Source organism: Mycobacterium paraintracellulare, assembly GCF_000276825.1.
Lineage (GTDB): Bacteria > Actinomycetota > Actinomycetes > Mycobacteriales > Mycobacteriaceae > Mycobacterium > Mycobacterium intracellulare.
This window is the reverse complement of the sequence record NC_016948.1, coordinates 3,058,502-3,075,593: the sequence shown is the minus strand read 5'-3', so window position 1 is coordinate 3,075,593 and position 17,092 is coordinate 3,058,502. Positions and strand designations below refer to the sequence as shown.

The window sequence follows — 17,092 nt, the reverse complement described above, 5'->3', positions numbered from 1 at the left end:
GTTACTTGGAGAGAATGGCGACGGCTGCGGTTCCGGGAGCCCCGTAAAGCTGGGCCAGCGCGACCCGCGGATCGTTCGGCACCTGACGGTCACCCGCGGTGCCTCGTAGTTGGTGGACCAGCTCGTAGACCTGTCGCAAGCCCGAGGCGCCGACCGGTTCACCGTTGGCCAGCAGGCCACCGTCGGTGTTGATAGGCAATCGGCCGCCGATCTTGGTGGCACCGTCGGCGAGCAGCGCCTCCTGTTCGCCGTCCTTGCACAGCCCTGTCTCGGCCATGTGGATGATCTCGGACCCGGAGTCGGTGTCCTGCAATTGCGCGACGTCGACGTCCTCAGGGCCAATCCCGGCCAACTCGTACGCGGCGCGCGCGGCCTCCGCGGTGGTGCCGGGCACGATCGGCAGCTCGATCGAGGTACGCAACAGCTCGTAGGCGCCATTGCGGCGGCTGCGCAGTGCAGTCGAGCGAAGGTAGATCGGAGTGTCGGTGTACTGCTTGGCCACCTCGGCGCGGCACACCACGACGGCGGCAGCGCCCTCGTTCGGATTGCAGTACATATATTGCCGCAGTGGAGCATTCACGATCGGAGAGCTCAGGATCGCGTCGACGCTCATCGGCTTGCGGCGCCACGCGTGCGGCGCCAGCGCGCCGTTGTCGAAGTTCTTGGCCGCCACGCGGGCCAGAGTCTGCTCGGTGATTCCGTGATCGTGCATGTAGCGCATGATCTTGGTCCCGAAGTAATGGGTGGTCAGGAACATGCCCTGATCGCCGTACCACTGGGGCAACCCCGACACCGACGGGTCGGCACCGAAGGCGCCGCGCGGATGCTTGTCCAGCCCGACGCCGAGCGCGATGTCGGCTTCGCCGAGTTGAACGTCCCGCGCGGCCAACGTCAACAGCGAGTTGCCGGTCGCACAGCCGCTCAACGTGGCCCGCGCCGGGAGTCCGGTCATGCCGGCCAGCCCCGTCACCGCCTCGGGATTGGCGACCTCGAGGCTGCCCGCGTACAGACTGCCCACGTCCGACCACTGCACCCCCGCATCGCGCAGTGCCCTGCTGATCGCCACGGCGCCCATCTCGAGCGCCGACCGGTCCTCGTACCTCCCGAACGGATGAAGGCCGACACCGATGATGGCGATCTCGGGCGTGCTGCTCATTGCGTTCCCTTCAGGATGCGTCACTGTCGACCCGGCCGTCGACAGGAGTGCGCGTTGACTCAGATGGCACTAAGCCTATAACTATATATCTGATTCGTGGGCGCGGGTCTAGAATCGGGTCGCTGCGCACTAACGGCGGCGTAGGGCACCAAATCGCGGGTGAAGGCTGAGGGGTTTTGAGTATTTCGTTGCTGCTGGAGATGGCGGCGTCGGGTGGTCCCGACCGGGTTGCCGTGGTGGACGGCGACGTTCGGTTGACCGCGGCCGAGCTCAGCGAGCTCGCCGACGGCGGCGCGGGCGTGATTAGCCGATCGGGGGCGTCCCACGTCGTCTATGTGGGCACCGGGGGAGTGTTGCTGCCTCTACTGCTGTTCTCGTCGGCGCGCGCGAACATTGCGTTCACCCCGCTGAACTATCGGCTGAGTGCAGAGGGGCTGCGACAGCTCATCGATCGGCTACCCGATCCGCTGATCGTGGTCGACAGCCAGTACCGCGATGTCGTGCCTGATTTCGGCAAGCGGGTGATGACATCCGATGCCTTCATCGAGGCGGCGCGATCCGCCGATCCGGGGTCGGCCTTCGCCGACCCCGACGAAGTGGCGGTCGTGTTGTTCACCTCGGGTACCACGTCGCGACCCAAAGCCGTTGAGCTGACTCACAACAACCTGACCAGTTATGTCACCGGCACTGTCGAATTCGGTTGCGCCGATCCCGCCGATGCGGCGCTGGTGTGCGTCCCGCCGTATCACATCGCGGGGGTCGGGGCGGCATTGTCAAACCTGTATGCGGGACGGGCGATCGTGTACCTGCGCCAGTTCGACCCGCACGCATGGGTTCGGCTGGTCCGCGACGAGCGGGTCACCACCGCGACGGTGGTGCCGACCATGCTGTCGCGCATCGTCGCCGTCCTCGAGGAGCAGTCCGCCGAGCTTCCGACGCTGCGTAACTTCGCTTACGGCGGATCGAAGGTGGCGCGGCCCCTGGTCCGAAGGGCGCTCGACCTGCTGCCGCAGGTCGGCTTCGTCAACGCCTACGGCCTGACCGAGACCAGCTCGACCATTGCAGTGCTCACACCCGAGGACCATCGCGTGGCCCACGCGGCGCGCGACGGCGCCGTGGCCCGTCGGCTGAGCTCGGTCGGTCGCCCGGTCCCCGGCATCGAGGTGCAGATCCGCGCTGAGGACGGCACCGCACTCGGGCCAGGCGAAACCGGCGAGCTATTCGTGCGAGGCGCCCAGGTGTCGGGCCGATATGCCGAAATCGGTTCCGTCCTCGATGCGCAGGGCTGGTTCCCGACCCGAGACGTTGCGATGGTGGATGAGGATGGTTACCTGTTCATCGGCGGCCGCTCCGACGACACCATCATCCGCGGCGGCGAGAACATCGCCCCGTCGGAGATCGAGGACGTGCTCGTCGAACATCCTGACGTCCGCGAGGTCGTTGTTGTCGGACAGGATGATGCCGAGTGGGGTCAGATCATCGTGGCGGTGGTCGTGCCCGAGGCCGGCGCGACGCCGACACCCGCGCAGCTGCGTGAGTTCGCCCGCGGCACGCTGCGCGGATCCCGGACGCCGGATCGCATCGTCTTCCGTGAGGAACTGCCGACCACGCCGACCGGCAAGGTGTTGCGCCGGGTGATCCTCGACGAGCTCACGCCGGCGACCGCCGAGCACTGAACCCACCCCCCGAGACAGTAAGGAGTCCGGCATGATCAAGAACGGCACGCGCCTGCAAAGCCAGGTGTGCGACACCCAGGTGATTGTCGTCAAAGCCGGTGCGAGCCTGGACGATCTGCGTTGCGGTGGCCAGCCGATGCTGCCAGTGGGCGCCGAACGGCCCGCCGACACCGCGCTCGACCCGGCCTTCGCCGACGGCACCACGATGGGCAAGCGTTACGTCGATGACAGCGACGCTGAGGTGTTGGTCACCAAGGCCGGCGCCGGGTCGCTCAGCGTCGGCTCGACGCCGCTGGCGCTCAAGGAAGCCAAGCCGCTGCCGGCCAGCGACTGACGAAGCCAAAACTGGCCGTAGCGTGAGAGTTTCGCCGCCGCGGGAGAGTCCGGCAATCTTCTCTACGAGGCGGTACGAACCGAGTCCACGACTGGCTGCTAGGACTCGTGACCGATCTCGACAACCGTTGCCGCGATGTAGCGATCGACTTCGGTTTCCGGTGGATAGGCAGGCCCACTGCGTTGTCGAAGACTGACCATTATGTCGACGAGGCCGTCGGCCATGCCGTCGAGTTGGTCAGGAGAGCCCTCAATGGCCAGGCTGTGCTGGACCGAGACGAGGCCGTGCAGGCCTGTCCACAGAGTGTGCGTTGCCTGGTAGAGCGGCAATGACAATGCGTAACCCGCCTCTGCACAGGCAGCTAGCGCGCCGCGTAACCTCGCCGACACTTGCCGCGCCGGATGCAGCCCCATCCGCGCGCGTTCGACGATGGGCTGGCGAATTTCGTACATGAGGCGGTAATGGCCCGGGTTGTCCAACGCGAAGTGGCAGTAGGCGTGCACCTGGGCCCGCAACCGTTCGCGTGGCCCTTCGCGAGTGGCAGCGATGTCTGCGGCGCCCATCTGTTCGGCCAGCTGTCGGTACTTGTCGGCTAACGCGGCCCAGACCAATTCCGTCTTGTCGGAGAAGTGCAGGTAGATGCTCGCCGGTGTGACACCGACTTCGTGGGCCACCGCCCGCATGGTCAGCTTTTCGTCGCTGCCCCAGTCGTCGAGCAGCCGGTTTACCGCGGCGAGCACCTCTTCACGCAGTTGGTCGCCCTGACCACGGCGACTCCGGGGCCGCGGCGATTGCTCCTCTACGCGGTCGGCCACGCCCACCACTTTAGGGCGGGCGTGACCGAGCGGCCACGGCATTCGTCACCAGGTCACGAGCATCTTCTTCACGCCGTAGTTCGTCCCGTAGGTGTCCATTTCGACCTCATCCAACGGTGTGGCCAACTTCAGGCCGGGAAAGCGCTGAAATAGTTGCGGGAGAATCGTTTTCAACTCCGCCCTGGCGATGTTCTGACCGAGGCACTGGTGTACGCCGTAGCCGAAGGCGAGGTGCCGGGTCATCTTCCGGTCGAAGTCCGGCTCGTCCGGGTTGTCGAATGCCCGGGGGTCGCGGTTGGCCGCAGGCATGCCCACAACTACGAGGTCGCCCTTGGCGATCGCCTGGCCGGCGATTTCCAGGTCCTCCTTGACGGTGCGGCCGAGGCCGAACTGGACGATGGTCAGATACCGCAGTAATTCCTCGACGGCGACGCCGATCTTCTCCGGATGCTCAGCCAGGTCCCGGCGTTGGACGGGATGGGTCAGCAGGGTGAGCGCTGACAGGCCGATCATGGCCATGGTGGTGTCATGCCCGGCGAACAGCAAAAGCACGCCGATCGCGATGACGTCTTCGTCGGACAGGATGGACCCGTCGTCTTCGCTCTTGCGGATCAGTTCGGCGAGTAGGCCCTCGGAACGAGGGTCAGCGCGCTTGTCGGCGACGAGCTTGGTGATGTATTCCATGAGCCAGTGCGCACCCGTATCGCGCTCGGCGCGGCGCTTACTGGTGTCCATCATCACCTCGGTGCCGTGATGGAACTTGTCCCGATCTTCGTAGGGAACTCCCAGCAGTTCGCAGATCACGAGACAAGGGATCGGCAGTGCCAAGTGCTGAATCAGGTCGACCGGCACACCGCTGCCGCCCAGGGTCTCGATGCGGTCCAGATGTTCAGTGACGATGGTGTCGATATACGGCTGGAGATTGGCCTGCACGGACTTGGGCGTGAACCTGCCCGACAGTAGTCGCCGGTACGCGCCGTGGTCGGGGGCGTCCATGGAGTTGAACGTCGGGGGCAACGCCTCGGCGGAATCGTTGTCGTCGGGATCGACATCGTCTTCTTCCGCCACGTCGTGGCGTGGCCGCTGCGAACTCAGTCGTGGGTCGGAGAACACGAGACTCCCCTCCTCGAACCGCGTGACCAGCCAGCCGATGCGGCCACTGGGGAACCGAACACGAGTGATGGGTTGCTCCTCGCGCAACTGGTCATAGGCCAACGGCGGGTCGAGAAGTCGCTCCCGCTCGATCGGCATATCACGAATGGTGGTTGTCATCGGTGCTCCTTGATTTCTGAATTGGATTTGGCTTTACGGTCGCTGATGGCGGCCTCGACGCCCTGGTTGACCTTGGTGCCGTTGCCCCAGCCGACGTAGTAGTGCAATTGCAGGACCGCCTCCCGGAGCTCGCCGGGTGACAGCTCCTCGTTCTGCAGCGCTCCCCGCGCCTGGATCTCGATCAGGTCGGCACGGCCCAATGCGGCGGTGGCTCCGATGACCAGCAATCGGCGGTCGCGGATCGAGAGGCCGGGCCGGCTCCATATCTCGCCGAAGAGGTGGTCGATCGTGTCTTCCAGCATGGGGTTTGAAACTTCGGGCAGCGTCGCTGAGAACCCCGGGCCGTAGACCGCGTCCATGGTCTTGAGGCCCAATTCGGTCGTTTCACTCATCAGCGGTCCTTCTGTGGGATGGCAAGGGTTTCGGCGCCGTTGGCACGGGCCGCGTCGACCAGGGGAACCGGGATCGCGTTGCGTGCCGCAAGTTCCTGGGCGGCGGCGAGATCCTTATCCATCAGATGCCACACCTGCGGCACCAAGGCGCGTGTGTCTTCTGCCGGCGAAAGTTGGTTGCGCAACCAGGAGAAAAGGGTGGTGCCATCGGGATCGGCATCCTCGACGACGGTGATAAGTCGCTGTGGATCGACTCCAGCGGACGCGACCAGGGTGGCTGCTTCGTGGACGGCGCGCCAGGTGCCGTAGGTGATGATGTTGCGGGCGATTTTGGTTGCCATTCCGGCGCCCAGCGGCCCGCAGTGCACAACGTCCTTGGCGAAGCCGGACAGCACCGGCATGGCATTGGCTACTGTGGCGTCGTCGCCGCCGAGAATGGCGACGAGGCCGTTCGGCACTGCCTGCGTGACGCCGCAATCCAGCAGCGCCACAGCCTTTTCCGCGCATTTCTGCGCGAGTTCGTGCACTACGGGTACGGCAACGGTGCACAACAGGACGACGATCAAACCCGGATGCGCGGCGGACAGTACACCGTCCTCAGCGCACAGCACCTGGCGTGCTTGATCGGCGTCGACCACCGCGAGTAGGACCACGTCGCTGTCGCGGGCTACCTGAGCCGGTGACGCCGTGGACGCGGGCACACCGGGCAGCCCGTCCGCGGCTTCGGGGCGGATGTCGTACACCGCTGGGATCCGCCCGCTGCGGGCCAGGCTCACCGCGACCGCGCCGCCGATCATGCCGAGTCCGATGACGCCGGCTCGCGGCGATGTTTGGATGGATTCCACTGCGGCGGTGTCTGTTTGGGTGGTCACGCTGTTACTCCCTCGTTGAGGACGGACACAATTTTGGTCTGCTCTGCCACCAGTGATCGGGCAGTACGAAGTGGGCGGATCATGTTGATGCCCACGGCGGCACGTGTGCGGCCCCCCTTGCCGTAGAGGGCGACGAGCTTGCGGTCGTCGATGCTGCCGTCGGTGACGGTGAACGAGTCAGCGCCGCGCGGCAGGCCGTAGATCTGGATTTTCAGGTCGTACTGGTCCGACCAGATGTAGGGCACCGGAACGAATGGTGCTGGATTGGATCCCGCGAGGATGTTGCGTGCGACGGCCATGCCCTGTTCGGCAGCGTTGGTTCGGTGTTCGACGCGAATGCGTTCACCAATACCGACGTGTTGCCACGATGCGACGTCCCCGGCGGCCCATACAGCAGGAGCTGCCCGGCAGTATTCGTCGCAGAGCACACCGTTGCCGGTCGGGATACCGCTGCCGGCAAGCCATTCGGTGTTGGGGATCGAGCCGATCGAGATTAGTACGACGTCGGCGGCCAGGACTGTGCCGTCTGTCAGCTCGACGCCGGTGGCCCGGCCGTCCTCGGTCACAATGCCGACCACCTTGACGCCAGTGAGAACTCGGACGCCGTGCTCGACGTGCACTCCGATGAGGAGTTGGCCTAGTTCATTTCCCAGCACGTCGGACAGGGGAGCTTCGGCATCAGACACCAGGGTGACCTGTGTCCCCGCGGCGCAAGCGACCGAGGCCACTTCGGCGCCCAGGAATCCGGCACCGACGATCACCAGTCGCCGATGTCCGGTCAATTCCGAACGCAGGCGCCGGGCGTCGTCGAGGGTGCGCAACACGTGCACACCGGCGATGTCGTCGGTGCCGGGCAGGCGCCGCGGACGCACCCCGGTGGCGATCACCAGGTCCTGGTAGGCGACCTGCGATCCATCGGAAAGTGCGACCGCTCGGTCGCGGTGTCCACCGACTCGGCCCGCACGCCAAGCCGCAGATCGAGCTCCAGCGCGGCGATCGTTTCGGCGTCCCGCAGCTCAAGCTTGTCTTCGAACCGCGTGCTGGCCAGAACCTCCTTGGACAGCGGCGGCCGATCGTAGGGCAGCTGGTTCTCGTCGCCGATGAGCGTGATCGGTCTGGTGAAGCCGTCGCGCCGCAATGTCTCAGCAACCGATAGGCCCGCCGCTGAGGCGCCGACGACCACCACGCCCGCCGGGGGGGTCACTCCTGCACCGCGATCGCTACCGCCGGGCATACAGCCGCCGCTTGGCGTGTGGCCTCGTACTGGTCCTCGGCTGGATCGGCATCGAGTAGTACCACGATTCCGTCGTCTTCTCGCTGGTCAAAGACTTTTCGGTGCGATCAGAACGCACTGGCCGGCCGCGCAACACTTTGTTTCATCAACGGTGACGTGCATCACCACCCCTTCTCACCAAGTAAGTGAACTAAGTTCAGTTATGAGGCGAGGTTATAACGGAAGTTGCGTTGTTGCTACCCGCAGCGCCGTGATCCAGCACACACTAACTAGGCAAGCTAATTAAATAGCGGGGGCCAAAGAGCGATTCAGGTTGGCCGACGCGACCACGGTGTCAGGGCAGATGCAAGACGCATCCACCGCAAGTATGGAGCGGTTCCACCGCCCCCAAGCGACCGCGTGATTCCCACGGGAACAGTGGTCGCCCACATCCACCGCGTGGGTCAACTATTAGCGGTTGGGCATCAACCCGACTGCATATCCGGGCGGAAGTTACTGCCGCACAACATGTACCAGTGCTGGCCCGGCCCCGCCGGCCATTCGTGACTCAGGCGTTGGCGAACTCGGGTGGCTTCACGGCAGCCGGGTCGGGGTTGGCGATCGGCAGGCCCATAAAGCGACGTGTGTTGTCACCCATGAAGTCATATGTGCGACGTTCGTCCATGCCCTCGGCGTACTGCCAGTAACGCTTGGGCTCAGCCAAGCCTTCGGGATGCGGCCAGTCCGAACCGAACATCACCTTGTCCCATCCGACGGTCTGCACGACATCGGCGACCGAGCCCTCCCAGAACGGGCTGACCCAGACGTTGCGACGGAACACGTCGTGCGGATGCTCGGGAAAGTTCTGCGGCATCTTCTTGTACGTCGACTCAAGGTCGTCGAATAATGGCTTGATCCACGCGCTTCCGTTCTCCACGCTGGCGATCCGCAGCTTCGGGAATCGGGTCAACGTGCCATGGCAGATCAGGCTAGTCAGCATGTCGGCGATCTCGCGGTGACCGAGCGCGGTCCACTTGAAAGCCGACATCTCGAAAGCGCTACTCGTCGACGGCGGTTCCCACTTGTCGATGTACTCCTGCAAGGGAGGTTGGCTGGCGTGCAACACGATTGGCAGCCCGGCGTCCTCGACGTCGCGCCAGAACGGATCGAACTCAGGCAGTGCGGGGGACCGCCAGCCCTTATAGCCGTTCACCGGTGCGGGCTTGATCAGCGCGACCTTGGCGCCGTTGTCGAGGATGTACTCGAGTTCGCGACGCGCTTCGTCGACGAGTCCCAGGGTGAGTACCGGTGTCGAGTAGATCCGGTTGGCGTGGCTGAAGCCCCAGTGCTCCAGCATCCACTGGTTGAGGGCATGGATGATCGCCACCGTCAGGTCTGGATCTTCGGCGGCCGAATGCTCGACCAGATTGGCCAGCGTGGGGTAGTTCAGGCATGCGTCGACGCCCTGGCGGTCGAGTTCGGCGATCCGGTCCTCGGGGTTGCGCGCGCCTGGCGGTGTGTCTATGCCACGGCCGGACATCTCCCGCATTGACAAGCCCTCTGGGTTTTGGCCGGAGTAGAACTTCTCGTGGGCGCCAGGGGCGGCGACCCGTTCGAATGTCGGGTTCGGCATGTAGTCAGTGATCTTGTTCAGGATTGCGATGCGGGTGTGCTTGCCGATCTGGACGAACTGCACCTTCGGCTGAAACTCCGCGGGCAGGTACTTCGTCAGCGCATCGGGGGTCTCGTACATGTGCTGATCGGCATCGAAGATCGGTGCATCGGTGAACTGCGTCATCGTGGTGCCTCTCGCTACTCGACTCTGGGCTCAAGTACGAGCTTGACGTAACTTGACGGTTGTGTCAAGTCTGGTCCGTATCGCATAGTTAATGGCAGTTGAACTGCTGGTATTGCAGTTGACGACACTGTCATATAGAGTCGCCGCATGACGGTGACTTCGGATTCGCCCGCAGAACGGCAACTGGAGGCCACCCGCGGTGAGCGCACCCGTTCGGCGATCCTGAACGCGAGCCGCCGTCTCTTTCTGGAACGCGGCTATGCGGGCACACCGATCAACGCCATCACCGAGGCATGCGGCATCTCGCGGGCCGGCTTCTATACCTACTTCAAGGACAAACGCGAGATCTTCAACGTCCTTGGCAAGAACGCCTACCGCGAGGCCCTTGCCGTCATCGCCGAATGGGCCGATGCCGATCAACCGTTCGGTCCGGCCGACATCCGCGCCTGGGTCGGCCACTATTTCGACTACATGGACCACCACGGCGCGTTCGTGCTTGCGTCGGCGCAGTCGGCGCCCGACGACGACGACTTCCGAAAGTCGCGCAACCGCATGGTGACTCGGGCGTCATGGAAGCTTGGCCAGGCGATCGCCGGAAACGGCGCGCACTCTCCGGATGTCATCGGCGTCGCGGTAATGGGGTTGCTGGACCGGGCCTGGCACACGGTTCACCGCCAGACCGTGGCTGTCGACCGCGACGAAATGATCGCGGTGGTCGCGGAGATGATCATCGCGATGGCAACGCCTCTCGCGTCGTGATCCTTCCGCCGCTCGACGAGCCGGACGTCGTCGAACTCATCCGTACCAATCACCGCGCATTTCTGTTCTGCCGCGATGGCGCCCGGCGTCCGATCGGCTACGCCATGCGTTCGGTCGCCTATCACCCCGCCACCCGCACCCTCTCCTTCACCAGCTATGCCAAGAGCGCCAAGGTCCAATACCTGAGTTCGGCTCCTGAGGTCGCATGCCTCATCGGCGACGACCAGGGCTGGGTTTCCGTTTCTGGCTTCGCGCACGTCTACCAGCCGTCCGCTGTCGAGGTCGACGAGCTGATCGGCGAACGCTCGCCCGACCAACGCGTGCCCGACTCGGTCGTGACTAAGGTCCGCGACCGCCTTCTCAGCGGCAAGCGGTGCGTCATCCGACTGACACTCACCGAGGTCCGCGCCGCCGACATCCCCGATCGACGTGCCTAGGTTGCGCACCGGCGGCCCGGTCGCCATGGCCGAGGACGAACTAGCGGATTTCTTGGCGCACCGGCCGACCGGCTCGATCTGTGTTGTCGACGCCGACGGCCAGTTGCTCGCCCTACCGGTGCGGGTGGTCGACTTCGACTCCGCCACAATTGCCGTCAGCGTTGACGGCGTGAATGGCGACGCCACGCAAGCTGCGACCCAGGCCTGCGTTGTGGCCGATGTCTTCACCGCCTACCAGGACATTCGCGGCGCGATCGTCCAGGGAATAGTGATGTGGCCACCCGCGTCGGGTGATGTCGCCACGCTGACTGTCAGCCGCATGCTGACGTTCTCGTTTGCCAACGCCTAGAGGGCAAGCGATGCCCGGCCCGCGCTGAACCGCGATCAGGCTTCCTTCACGAGGTGTATCAACGCGGCTGCATCGGCGACGCTGCGCAGCAGATCATTGAGGTGGGTGCAGGTGCTGGTACCGGACAGTTCGTGGCGGACCCGGAAGTGCAAGTCCTGCAACGTCATTCCGGCGATTCGCCCGGCGCTGGCGACTGCCCCCGGGCATTCCTGCCAGGGCAGTACCCGCGGTATGGCCCGCGACTCGACGATGACGCCGGTCTCGGGGTCCACGACGGCGTCCAAGGTGTACTCGTGGATGATCGTCTCCATCCCGTCGCTTCGCACGTAGGTGTCGCGGAACATCGCATCGATGCCGACTCGCCCGGCGGTTTCTTCGAAGATGTCGATGCGGCGCCTGCGGCGCATGGCTTGTGGCGCCAAGCGCGCCATCGGGTGCCAGGCCCAAGAGTCCTCGCCGTGATCGAGGTCGGGAGCCTCCGGGCCGGTGACGATCGCGGGATCGCCCGCCTCGAACGACGTCAGCAGCAGCCCGCCGGTCGCGAAGCCCGCACACTGGTCGGCGACTGGCAGGTATCCCGACTTCGCGACGTCGCCGAGCAGGTTCGACGCCGAGAGCGCATGGCCCGATATCAACGTGACGACCGGAACGTCGTCGAGCAGGGTGTAGCGCAGGTCGCGGGCTTGCCGTAGCTCGGGAGCGACCTTGTCGGCCGCGGCACGAAACCCGCTCATCGCGGGCGCGCCCGCCAGCCGGGTCATCGCGGCGACCGGTGGCGTCACCTCGACATGACGGACAACGCGGGCGATCAGCTCGATCGTTGCCGAGAGCGTCGCGGCGCCGAGTTCGGTCACCGTTCCGTCGGCCGCCGTCCACAGATCGCGCGCCCGCCCATCCAGATACACCGGGTCCAGCGAGCCCTCGTCGCGGGTCATGTCGATCGACGTGGTCCGGCGCGCGGACCGCGGCCGTCGCCGTGGATTGCCGGTCGTGGGCTCGTGCACGCCGTGCAGTGGATGCAGCCCGAAGGGCGGGGAGCCCAGGTCCGTCACCGGATAGACTCTAGCTCTCCTCGGCCGGCCGGAACGCGAACGTCAATAGCGACTGGCCGTCGGCGGTCTCCAGCGTGGTGGTGGTCGACACCAGGGGCTGGCCGATCCGAAGTTCGGCCGGGGTCGCGCCGACGATCAGCGTCTCCACCAGCACACCTTCGGCCAGCTCGACGAAGCCCACCACATAGGGCTGGAATACCTTTGGGTCCCGATTGCCCTTGTACGGCAACGGCGGCGGGAACTCCTGCGTCGTGTAGGTGTAAAGCGTTCCTTCGCTGGACAATTCGATCGACTCGATGTCGTCCTGGATATCGGGGTCACCGTCGAAGAGCTCGGGCCGCTCCGCGGGGAACTTCACCGCACCCGACGAGCGTCTGCGCGAAGCGAACAGCACCGCGCGGTCGCCATCGACGCGGAACAGTCCCTCGGTGATCAGTGTGGTCATCTCAGGCCACCTCGATGACCATCGCGGCACCCATACCACCGCCGGCGCACATGGACAGCACGCCGATACCTCCACCACGCCTACGCAATTCGTAGATCGCCGAGGTGGCCATCCGGGCACCGGTCGCGGCGATCGGGTGGCCGAGGCTGATGCCCGAGCCGTAGACGTTGACGATCTCCTCGTCGAGCCCGAGTTCGCGGGCGCACGCGACCGCCTGCGCGGCGAAGGCCTCGTTGATCTCGAACAGTGCGACGTCCTCGAGCTTGCGGCCGGCCAACTCGAGCGCCTTGGGAATGGCGGTGATGGGCCCGCTGCCTGTTCGGTTCGGCGCCACCCCGACCGCACTCCACGAAAGGATCTGCGCCAGCACGTCGTTCGCAGTGTCCGGGGCCGCGAGCGCCACCATGGCGGCGGCGTCGTTAATGCCCGAGGAATTGCCGGCCGTCACGGTGAAGCCTTCGATCTCGGGATGCAACACTTTCAGGCCCGCCAGCGACTCCATCGAACTGCCGCGTCTGGGATGCTCGTCTTCGGCGAACGTGATCGTGGTGCCGTCGGCTTGTGGCACCTGGACCGGCACGATCTCTTCAACGAATGAGCCGGCATCGATCGCCTTGACCGCGCGTTGGTGACTGCGCAGCGCCCACTGGTCCTGCGCCTCGCGGGAGATGCCGTACTGCACGGCGCAGTTGTGAGCGACGGTAATCGACATATCCAGCGCTGGTGCATCCGCGGTGGGCGGATGTGAGAGCGGGAACCACGGGTCCTCGTAGTCTTCGGCCGACTTACCCGACGTGAACGGCTTGCGCTTGCGCAGAAGTGGTGTGGTGGAGCAGGATTCCATGCCGCCGGCCAGAATGGCGCGGCTCATGCCGGCCGCGATCTGCCCCGCGCCCACGGCGATCGCCGAGAGGCTGGAGGCGCACTGGCGGTTGACGGCCAGCCCGGGAACCTTCGTCAACCCGAGGTCGACCGCGATGTAGCGGGCACTGTCACCGCCGCCTTGCAGGCTCTCGGCCAGTACTAGGTCCTCGAATTCCGCCGCATCCAGACCGGACCTATCCACGACCGCCGCGACGACGGGCTTGGCGAGCTCGATCGCGGGCATGTTGGCCAGCGTGCCCTTGCGCGACGTTCCGATCGGTGTGCGGGCAGCGGCCACGATCGCTGCGCGGGACCTGGTGGTGGCCATATGTCTCCCTGGATCGTCAGAGGGGCGGGCTGGTTGCCCGATGAGCGTGGCCAGTCTATACCGTTATATAGATATCGGTATATCAGGCCATGGTGATGTTGGGAGCAGCCCATGAAGGTGATCAGGTCCGTGGACGATGCGCTCGCGACGATCGGGGAGGAACTCGGCGTCAGCCGTTGGGTGGATATCGACCAGAGCCGGATCGATGCTTTCGCCGACGTCACCATGGATCACCAGTGGATCCACGTAGACGTCGGGAAGGCCAGGGCTAAAAGCCCTTACGGCGCAACGATCGCGCACGGCTTCCTCACGCTCTCACTCATCCCCGGTGTGAGCAAGGACAACTACCGCGTCGAGAATGCCAAGATGGGCATCAACTATGGCCTGAACAAGGTACGGTTTCTGTCCGCGGTCACCGCGGGCAGCCGCATCCGTGTCAGATCCGAGCTCGCGGATGCCGCAAAGGTCGACGACGAGACCGTGAACCTGACCGTGCGTCACACCGTGGAGATCGACGGTGTCGACAAGCCGGCCGCGGTCGCCGAGCTGATCGCTAGGTTTGTCTGGTGACCGGCGGTCCGTTCGATGGAAAGGCCGTTCTCACCGGGGCGGGTAAGTCGCAGGTCGGCCGCAGGCTCGGGCGGACCGGACTTGACCTTACCCTCGAGGCGGTGCAGCGAGCCATCGCCGATGCCGGGCTGAGTGTCGACGACGTTGACGGCATTGCGAGTTACCCGGGACCGGGTGTGCCGGATCCAGGATTCTCCGGAGCCGCCGTCCAGGAGGTCCGCAACGCACTCGGACTGCGCTCCCGCTGGTACGTCTCGGCGATGGAGACCGCGGGGCAGGTCGGCCCGGTGATCGAGGCGTGCATGGCGGTCAGTCTTGGGCTGGCGAACCACGTTGTGGTCTACCGGTCGGTATGGGAATCCACCGCCGCGCAGCAGGCCGGTGGCGGTCGGGCCTCGGTGCTCTTCGGCGGCGGCGAGCTGCCCCCGCACCTGGAGTGGACAGCGCCCTTTGGCGCACTGTCGGCAGCGAACTGGCTGGCCATGCCCGCCCAGCGTTATATGCACGACTTCGGGCTGACCCGTGAGCATCTCGGCCGCATCGCGATCAATGCCCGCACCAACGCCGGACTCAACCCCGATGCGATCTACCGCGAACCAATGACGATGGACGACTACCTTGGCGCACGGATGATCTCCGAGCCGCTGTGCCTCTACGACTGCGACGTGCCCTGCGACGGCGCCACCGCCGTGATCGTGTCGTGCCGCGAGGCCGCCAACGGCCTGCCGCGGCACCCACTTACGGTGGAGTCCGTCGGGCCCGGCATGTTCGAGCGGGCGACCTGGGACCAGCGCCGCGACATCACCACGATGGCCGCCCACGATTCGGCCGCCACGCTGTGGGAGCACACCACGCTGACTCCTGCCGACGTCGACATGGCCCAGCTCTATGACGGCTTCTCCTTCCTGACTGTGATGTGGCTGGAAGCGATGGGCTTCTGCGAGCACGGCAAGGTTGGCGAATTCATCGACGACGGTTCGCCGATCGCTCTGGACGGTCCGCTGCCGATCAACACCAGCGGCGGACAACTCTCCGGCGGTCGACTGCACGGCATGGGCTTCCTGCACGAGGCGTGCGTGCAGCTGTGGGGCGAGGGCGGCGATCGGCAGGTGCCCCGCGTTCCCGAGGTGGTGGCCGTCGGTGTGGGCGGTGGACCGGTCGCCGGATCGATGCTGTTGAGTAGCCGATAACTCATGTCGATGGCCGCGGTCGATGACATGACACTCGGTGACATAGTGACCGACAACGCGGTCCGCTTTCCCGATGTCGTCGCCTACCGGCACGACCACCGCACCGTCACCCACGCGCAGTTACGGGACCGGGCAGTCCGATTGGTGTCGGCGATGGCCGCGGCCGGGGTGGGGCGCCAGGACCGCATCGCGGTGTTGAGCCGCAACAGCATCGAGTTCGGCGAGCTGAATGCGGCCGCGCAACTCAGCGGAATCATCATGGCCACCATCAACTTCCGGCTCTCGCCATCGGAGGTGGCCGATGCGCTGCGTCGCGTCGACCCGTCGATCGTGTTCTGTGCCGAGGAGTTCATGCCGGCGATCGCCGACGCCGTAACCGCTATGCCGTCGGGGCCCAACCTGGTGGTCATCGGCGGAGAGGACCGGCCGGGAATCATCGGCTACGAGCGATTCGTCGAGCAAGTCGGCCGCAGCGAAGAACCCGAATTCGCTGCCCGGCCCGACGACATCGCGTACCTGCTGTTCACCAGCGGCACGACCGGCGCGTCCAAATGCTGCATCCTGGGGCAGCGGGAAATGCGCCGGGTCATGTTCACCATGAACAACGAGATACGTTGCGGCAGCGCCGATCGCGGGCTGATCAACATGCCGATGTTCCATTTCGGTGCGCTCGCGATAGTCGGCGGACTGCATGCTCGGGGCGGAACCGTGGTACTGCAGCAACAGTTCGACGCGGCCGATGCGGCGCGGCTTATCGCCGACGAGCGGATTACGGTGCTGCACCTAGCGCCGGTCATGCTCAGGGCACTTCTTGATGAGGTGAATGACCGCTTGGCGATGGAATCCGTTCGCACCGTGGTCTATTCGGCCGCGCCGATGACTGCGGCCGTCCTGCGGCGAGCGCTCGTCATGCTGCCGGACGCGGGTTTCCTCAACCTCTACGGACAGACGGAAGTCATCGTCTCCGGGTTGCCCCGCGAACTACACATCCTCGATGGACCCGACGTCGCCGAGCGACTGAGCTCCGTTGGCTTCCCATTTCCCGACACGCGGGTGCGCCTTGTCGATGAGGACGGCGGTGCCGTGCCCGTGGGGCAGGCAGGTGAGATCGTCGTGCGGTCCGACTCGATGTTCCGCGGCTACTGGCAGGACGCGGCCGCAACCCAGGCGACGCTGCAGGACGGATGGTGTCGCACCGGCGACATGGGCCGATTGGACGGGCGCGGGCTGCTTTATCTGATGGACCGCAAGAAGGACGTGATCATCAGCGGCGGAGAGAATATTTATTCGCCCGAGGTCGAGGATGCGGTCTGTGCGGTTGAGGGGGTCGCCGCCTGCGCGGTCGTCGGGGTGCCCGACGACAGGTGGGGCGAAGCGGTCTGCGCGGTCGTGGTGCCGCGCAGCGGTGCATCGCCGACCCTGGCCACGCTGCAAGAGGGCGTGCGGCAACTGCTGGCGCGCTATAAGGTGCCTCGTCGACTGGTGCTGGTCGCCGAATTGCCTGTACTGGCCAGCGGCAAGGTGGACAAGAAACGGCTGCGCGCCGACCTGAAGGCTGCCGCCGGCTGAG

19 protein-coding genes and 1 pseudogene are annotated in these 17,092 nt (G+C 65.4%); 8 read left to right on the top strand and 12 right to left on the bottom strand.

All coding sequences use genetic code 11. The features are described from left to right. Position 1 precedes the first annotated feature (1 nt). Positions 2–1,156 carry a thiolase family protein gene (locus OCQ_RS14175; RefSeq protein WP_014385012.1) on the bottom strand — a complete coding sequence of 385 codons (1,155 nt, stop codon included), beginning with the start codon at positions 1,154–1,156 and terminating at the stop codon, positions 2–4. A 176-nt stretch (positions 1,157–1,332) separates the two neighbouring features. Here OCQ_RS14175 and OCQ_RS14170 point away from each other — a divergent pair, with 176 nt between their 5' ends. After that, positions 1,333–2,832, top strand: coding sequence for a class I adenylate-forming enzyme family protein (locus tag OCQ_RS14170; protein WP_014385011.1), 1,500 nt, complete (start codon positions 1,333–1,335; stop codon positions 2,830–2,832). Positions 2,833–2,863: 31 nt separating this feature from the next. After that, positions 2,864–3,166: a hypothetical protein gene (locus tag OCQ_RS14165; RefSeq protein ID WP_014385010.1), complete on the top strand. Its 303-nt coding sequence runs from the start codon at positions 2,864–2,866 to the stop codon at positions 3,164–3,166. A gap of 98 nt (positions 3,167–3,264) precedes the next feature. Here the strand turns inward: OCQ_RS14165 and OCQ_RS14160 are convergent, their stop codons facing one another. From OCQ_RS14160 to OCQ_RS14135, 8 genes and pseudogenes are all read right to left on the bottom strand, one after another. After that, positions 3,265–3,987: a TetR/AcrR family transcriptional regulator gene (locus OCQ_RS14160; RefSeq protein ID WP_197748738.1), complete on the bottom strand. Its 723-nt coding sequence runs from the start codon at positions 3,985–3,987 to the stop codon at positions 3,265–3,267. Between the two features lie 39 nt (positions 3,988–4,026). Next, on the bottom strand, positions 4,027–5,232 hold the full coding sequence (locus tag OCQ_RS14155; protein WP_014385008.1) for a cytochrome P450: 1,206 nt from the start codon (positions 5,230–5,232) through the stop codon (positions 4,027–4,029). A 17-nt stretch (positions 5,233–5,249) separates the two neighbouring features. Then, a complete protein-coding gene (locus OCQ_RS26955; protein ID WP_014385007.1) occupies positions 5,250–5,645 on the bottom strand; it encodes a carboxymuconolactone decarboxylase family protein in 396 nt (131 codons plus the stop codon). Further along, positions 5,645–6,490, bottom strand: a complete 846-nt coding sequence (locus tag OCQ_RS26950) for an NAD(P)-dependent oxidoreductase (RefSeq protein ID WP_014385006.1) — start codon at positions 6,488–6,490, stop codon at positions 5,645–5,647. Before OCQ_RS26950 ends, OCQ_RS26955 begins: the two co-directional genes overlap by 1 nt. Positions 6,491–6,513: 23 nt before the next feature. Beyond that, positions 6,514–7,404, bottom strand: a complete 891-nt coding sequence (locus tag OCQ_RS27235; RefSeq protein WP_014385005.1) for an NAD(P)/FAD-dependent oxidoreductase — start codon at positions 7,402–7,404, stop codon at positions 6,514–6,516. Continuing rightward, entirely contained in the window at positions 7,401–7,721 is a 321-nt protein-coding gene (locus tag OCQ_RS27230) for an FAD-dependent oxidoreductase (RefSeq protein WP_197748737.1), read from the bottom strand. Before OCQ_RS27230 ends, OCQ_RS27235 begins: the two co-directional genes overlap by 4 nt. Continuing rightward, a pseudogene (locus OCQ_RS26105) lies at positions 7,718–7,913 on the bottom strand (ferredoxin). Before OCQ_RS26105 ends, OCQ_RS27230 begins: the two are co-directional and overlap by 4 nt. Before the next feature lie 385 nt (positions 7,914–8,298). Continuing rightward, complete coding sequence (locus tag OCQ_RS14135; protein WP_014385003.1) at positions 8,299–9,528, bottom strand: amidohydrolase family protein; 1,230 nt, start codon at positions 9,526–9,528, stop codon at positions 8,299–8,301. Between the two features lie 147 nt (positions 9,529–9,675). Here OCQ_RS14135 and OCQ_RS14130 point away from each other — a divergent pair, with 147 nt between their 5' ends. From OCQ_RS14130 to OCQ_RS14120, 3 genes are read left to right on the top strand one after another with little or no spacing between them, the layout of a single operon-like run. Then, positions 9,676–10,287 (top strand): TetR/AcrR family transcriptional regulator, encoded by a 612-nt coding sequence (locus OCQ_RS14130; protein ID WP_014385002.1) that lies wholly within the window; start codon positions 9,676–9,678, stop codon positions 10,285–10,287. Next, positions 10,284–10,724, top strand: coding sequence for a hypothetical protein (locus tag OCQ_RS14125; protein ID WP_014385001.1), 441 nt, complete (start codon positions 10,284–10,286; stop codon positions 10,722–10,724). The genes OCQ_RS14130 and OCQ_RS14125 overlap by 4 nt, the downstream gene beginning before the upstream one ends. 25 nt (positions 10,725–10,749) lie before the next feature. Next, positions 10,750–11,073 (top strand): hypothetical protein, encoded by a 324-nt coding sequence (locus OCQ_RS14120; RefSeq protein ID WP_041785662.1) that lies wholly within the window; start codon positions 10,750–10,752, stop codon positions 11,071–11,073. A gap of 35 nt (positions 11,074–11,108) precedes the next feature. Here OCQ_RS14120 and OCQ_RS14115 read toward each other — a convergent pair whose 3' ends face one another. From OCQ_RS14115 to OCQ_RS14105, 3 genes are read right to left on the bottom strand one after another with little or no spacing between them, the layout of a single operon-like run. Then, a complete protein-coding gene (locus tag OCQ_RS14115; RefSeq protein WP_014384999.1) occupies positions 11,109–12,125 on the bottom strand; it encodes a DUF2889 domain-containing protein in 1,017 nt (338 codons plus the stop codon). Positions 12,126–12,135: 10 nt separating this feature from the next. Continuing rightward, complete coding sequence (locus OCQ_RS14110; RefSeq protein WP_014384998.1) at positions 12,136–12,570, bottom strand: Zn-ribbon domain-containing OB-fold protein; 435 nt, start codon at positions 12,568–12,570, stop codon at positions 12,136–12,138. Position 12,571: 1 nt separating this feature from the next. Continuing rightward, complete coding sequence (locus tag OCQ_RS14105) at positions 12,572–13,762, bottom strand: thiolase family protein (RefSeq protein WP_014384997.1); 1,191 nt, start codon at positions 13,760–13,762, stop codon at positions 12,572–12,574. Between the two features lie 111 nt (positions 13,763–13,873). Here OCQ_RS14105 and OCQ_RS14100 point away from each other — a divergent pair, with 111 nt between their 5' ends. Genes OCQ_RS14100 through OCQ_RS14090 form a run of 3 tightly spaced genes read left to right on the top strand, consistent with a single transcriptional unit; the run spans position 13,874 to position 17,091 of the window. Continuing rightward, positions 13,874–14,332 (top strand): MaoC family dehydratase, encoded by a 459-nt coding sequence (locus OCQ_RS14100; RefSeq protein ID WP_014384996.1) that lies wholly within the window; start codon positions 13,874–13,876, stop codon positions 14,330–14,332. Continuing rightward, positions 14,329–15,522 (top strand): thiolase family protein, encoded by a 1,194-nt coding sequence (locus OCQ_RS14095; protein ID WP_014384995.1) that lies wholly within the window; start codon positions 14,329–14,331, stop codon positions 15,520–15,522. Before OCQ_RS14100 ends, OCQ_RS14095 begins: the two co-directional genes overlap by 4 nt. Positions 15,523–15,525: 3 nt before the next feature. After that, positions 15,526–17,091 carry a class I adenylate-forming enzyme family protein gene (locus tag OCQ_RS14090; RefSeq protein ID WP_014384994.1) on the top strand — a complete coding sequence of 522 codons (1,566 nt, stop codon included), beginning with the start codon at positions 15,526–15,528 and terminating at the stop codon, positions 17,089–17,091. The last annotated feature ends 1 nt before the right edge of the window (position 17,092 follow it).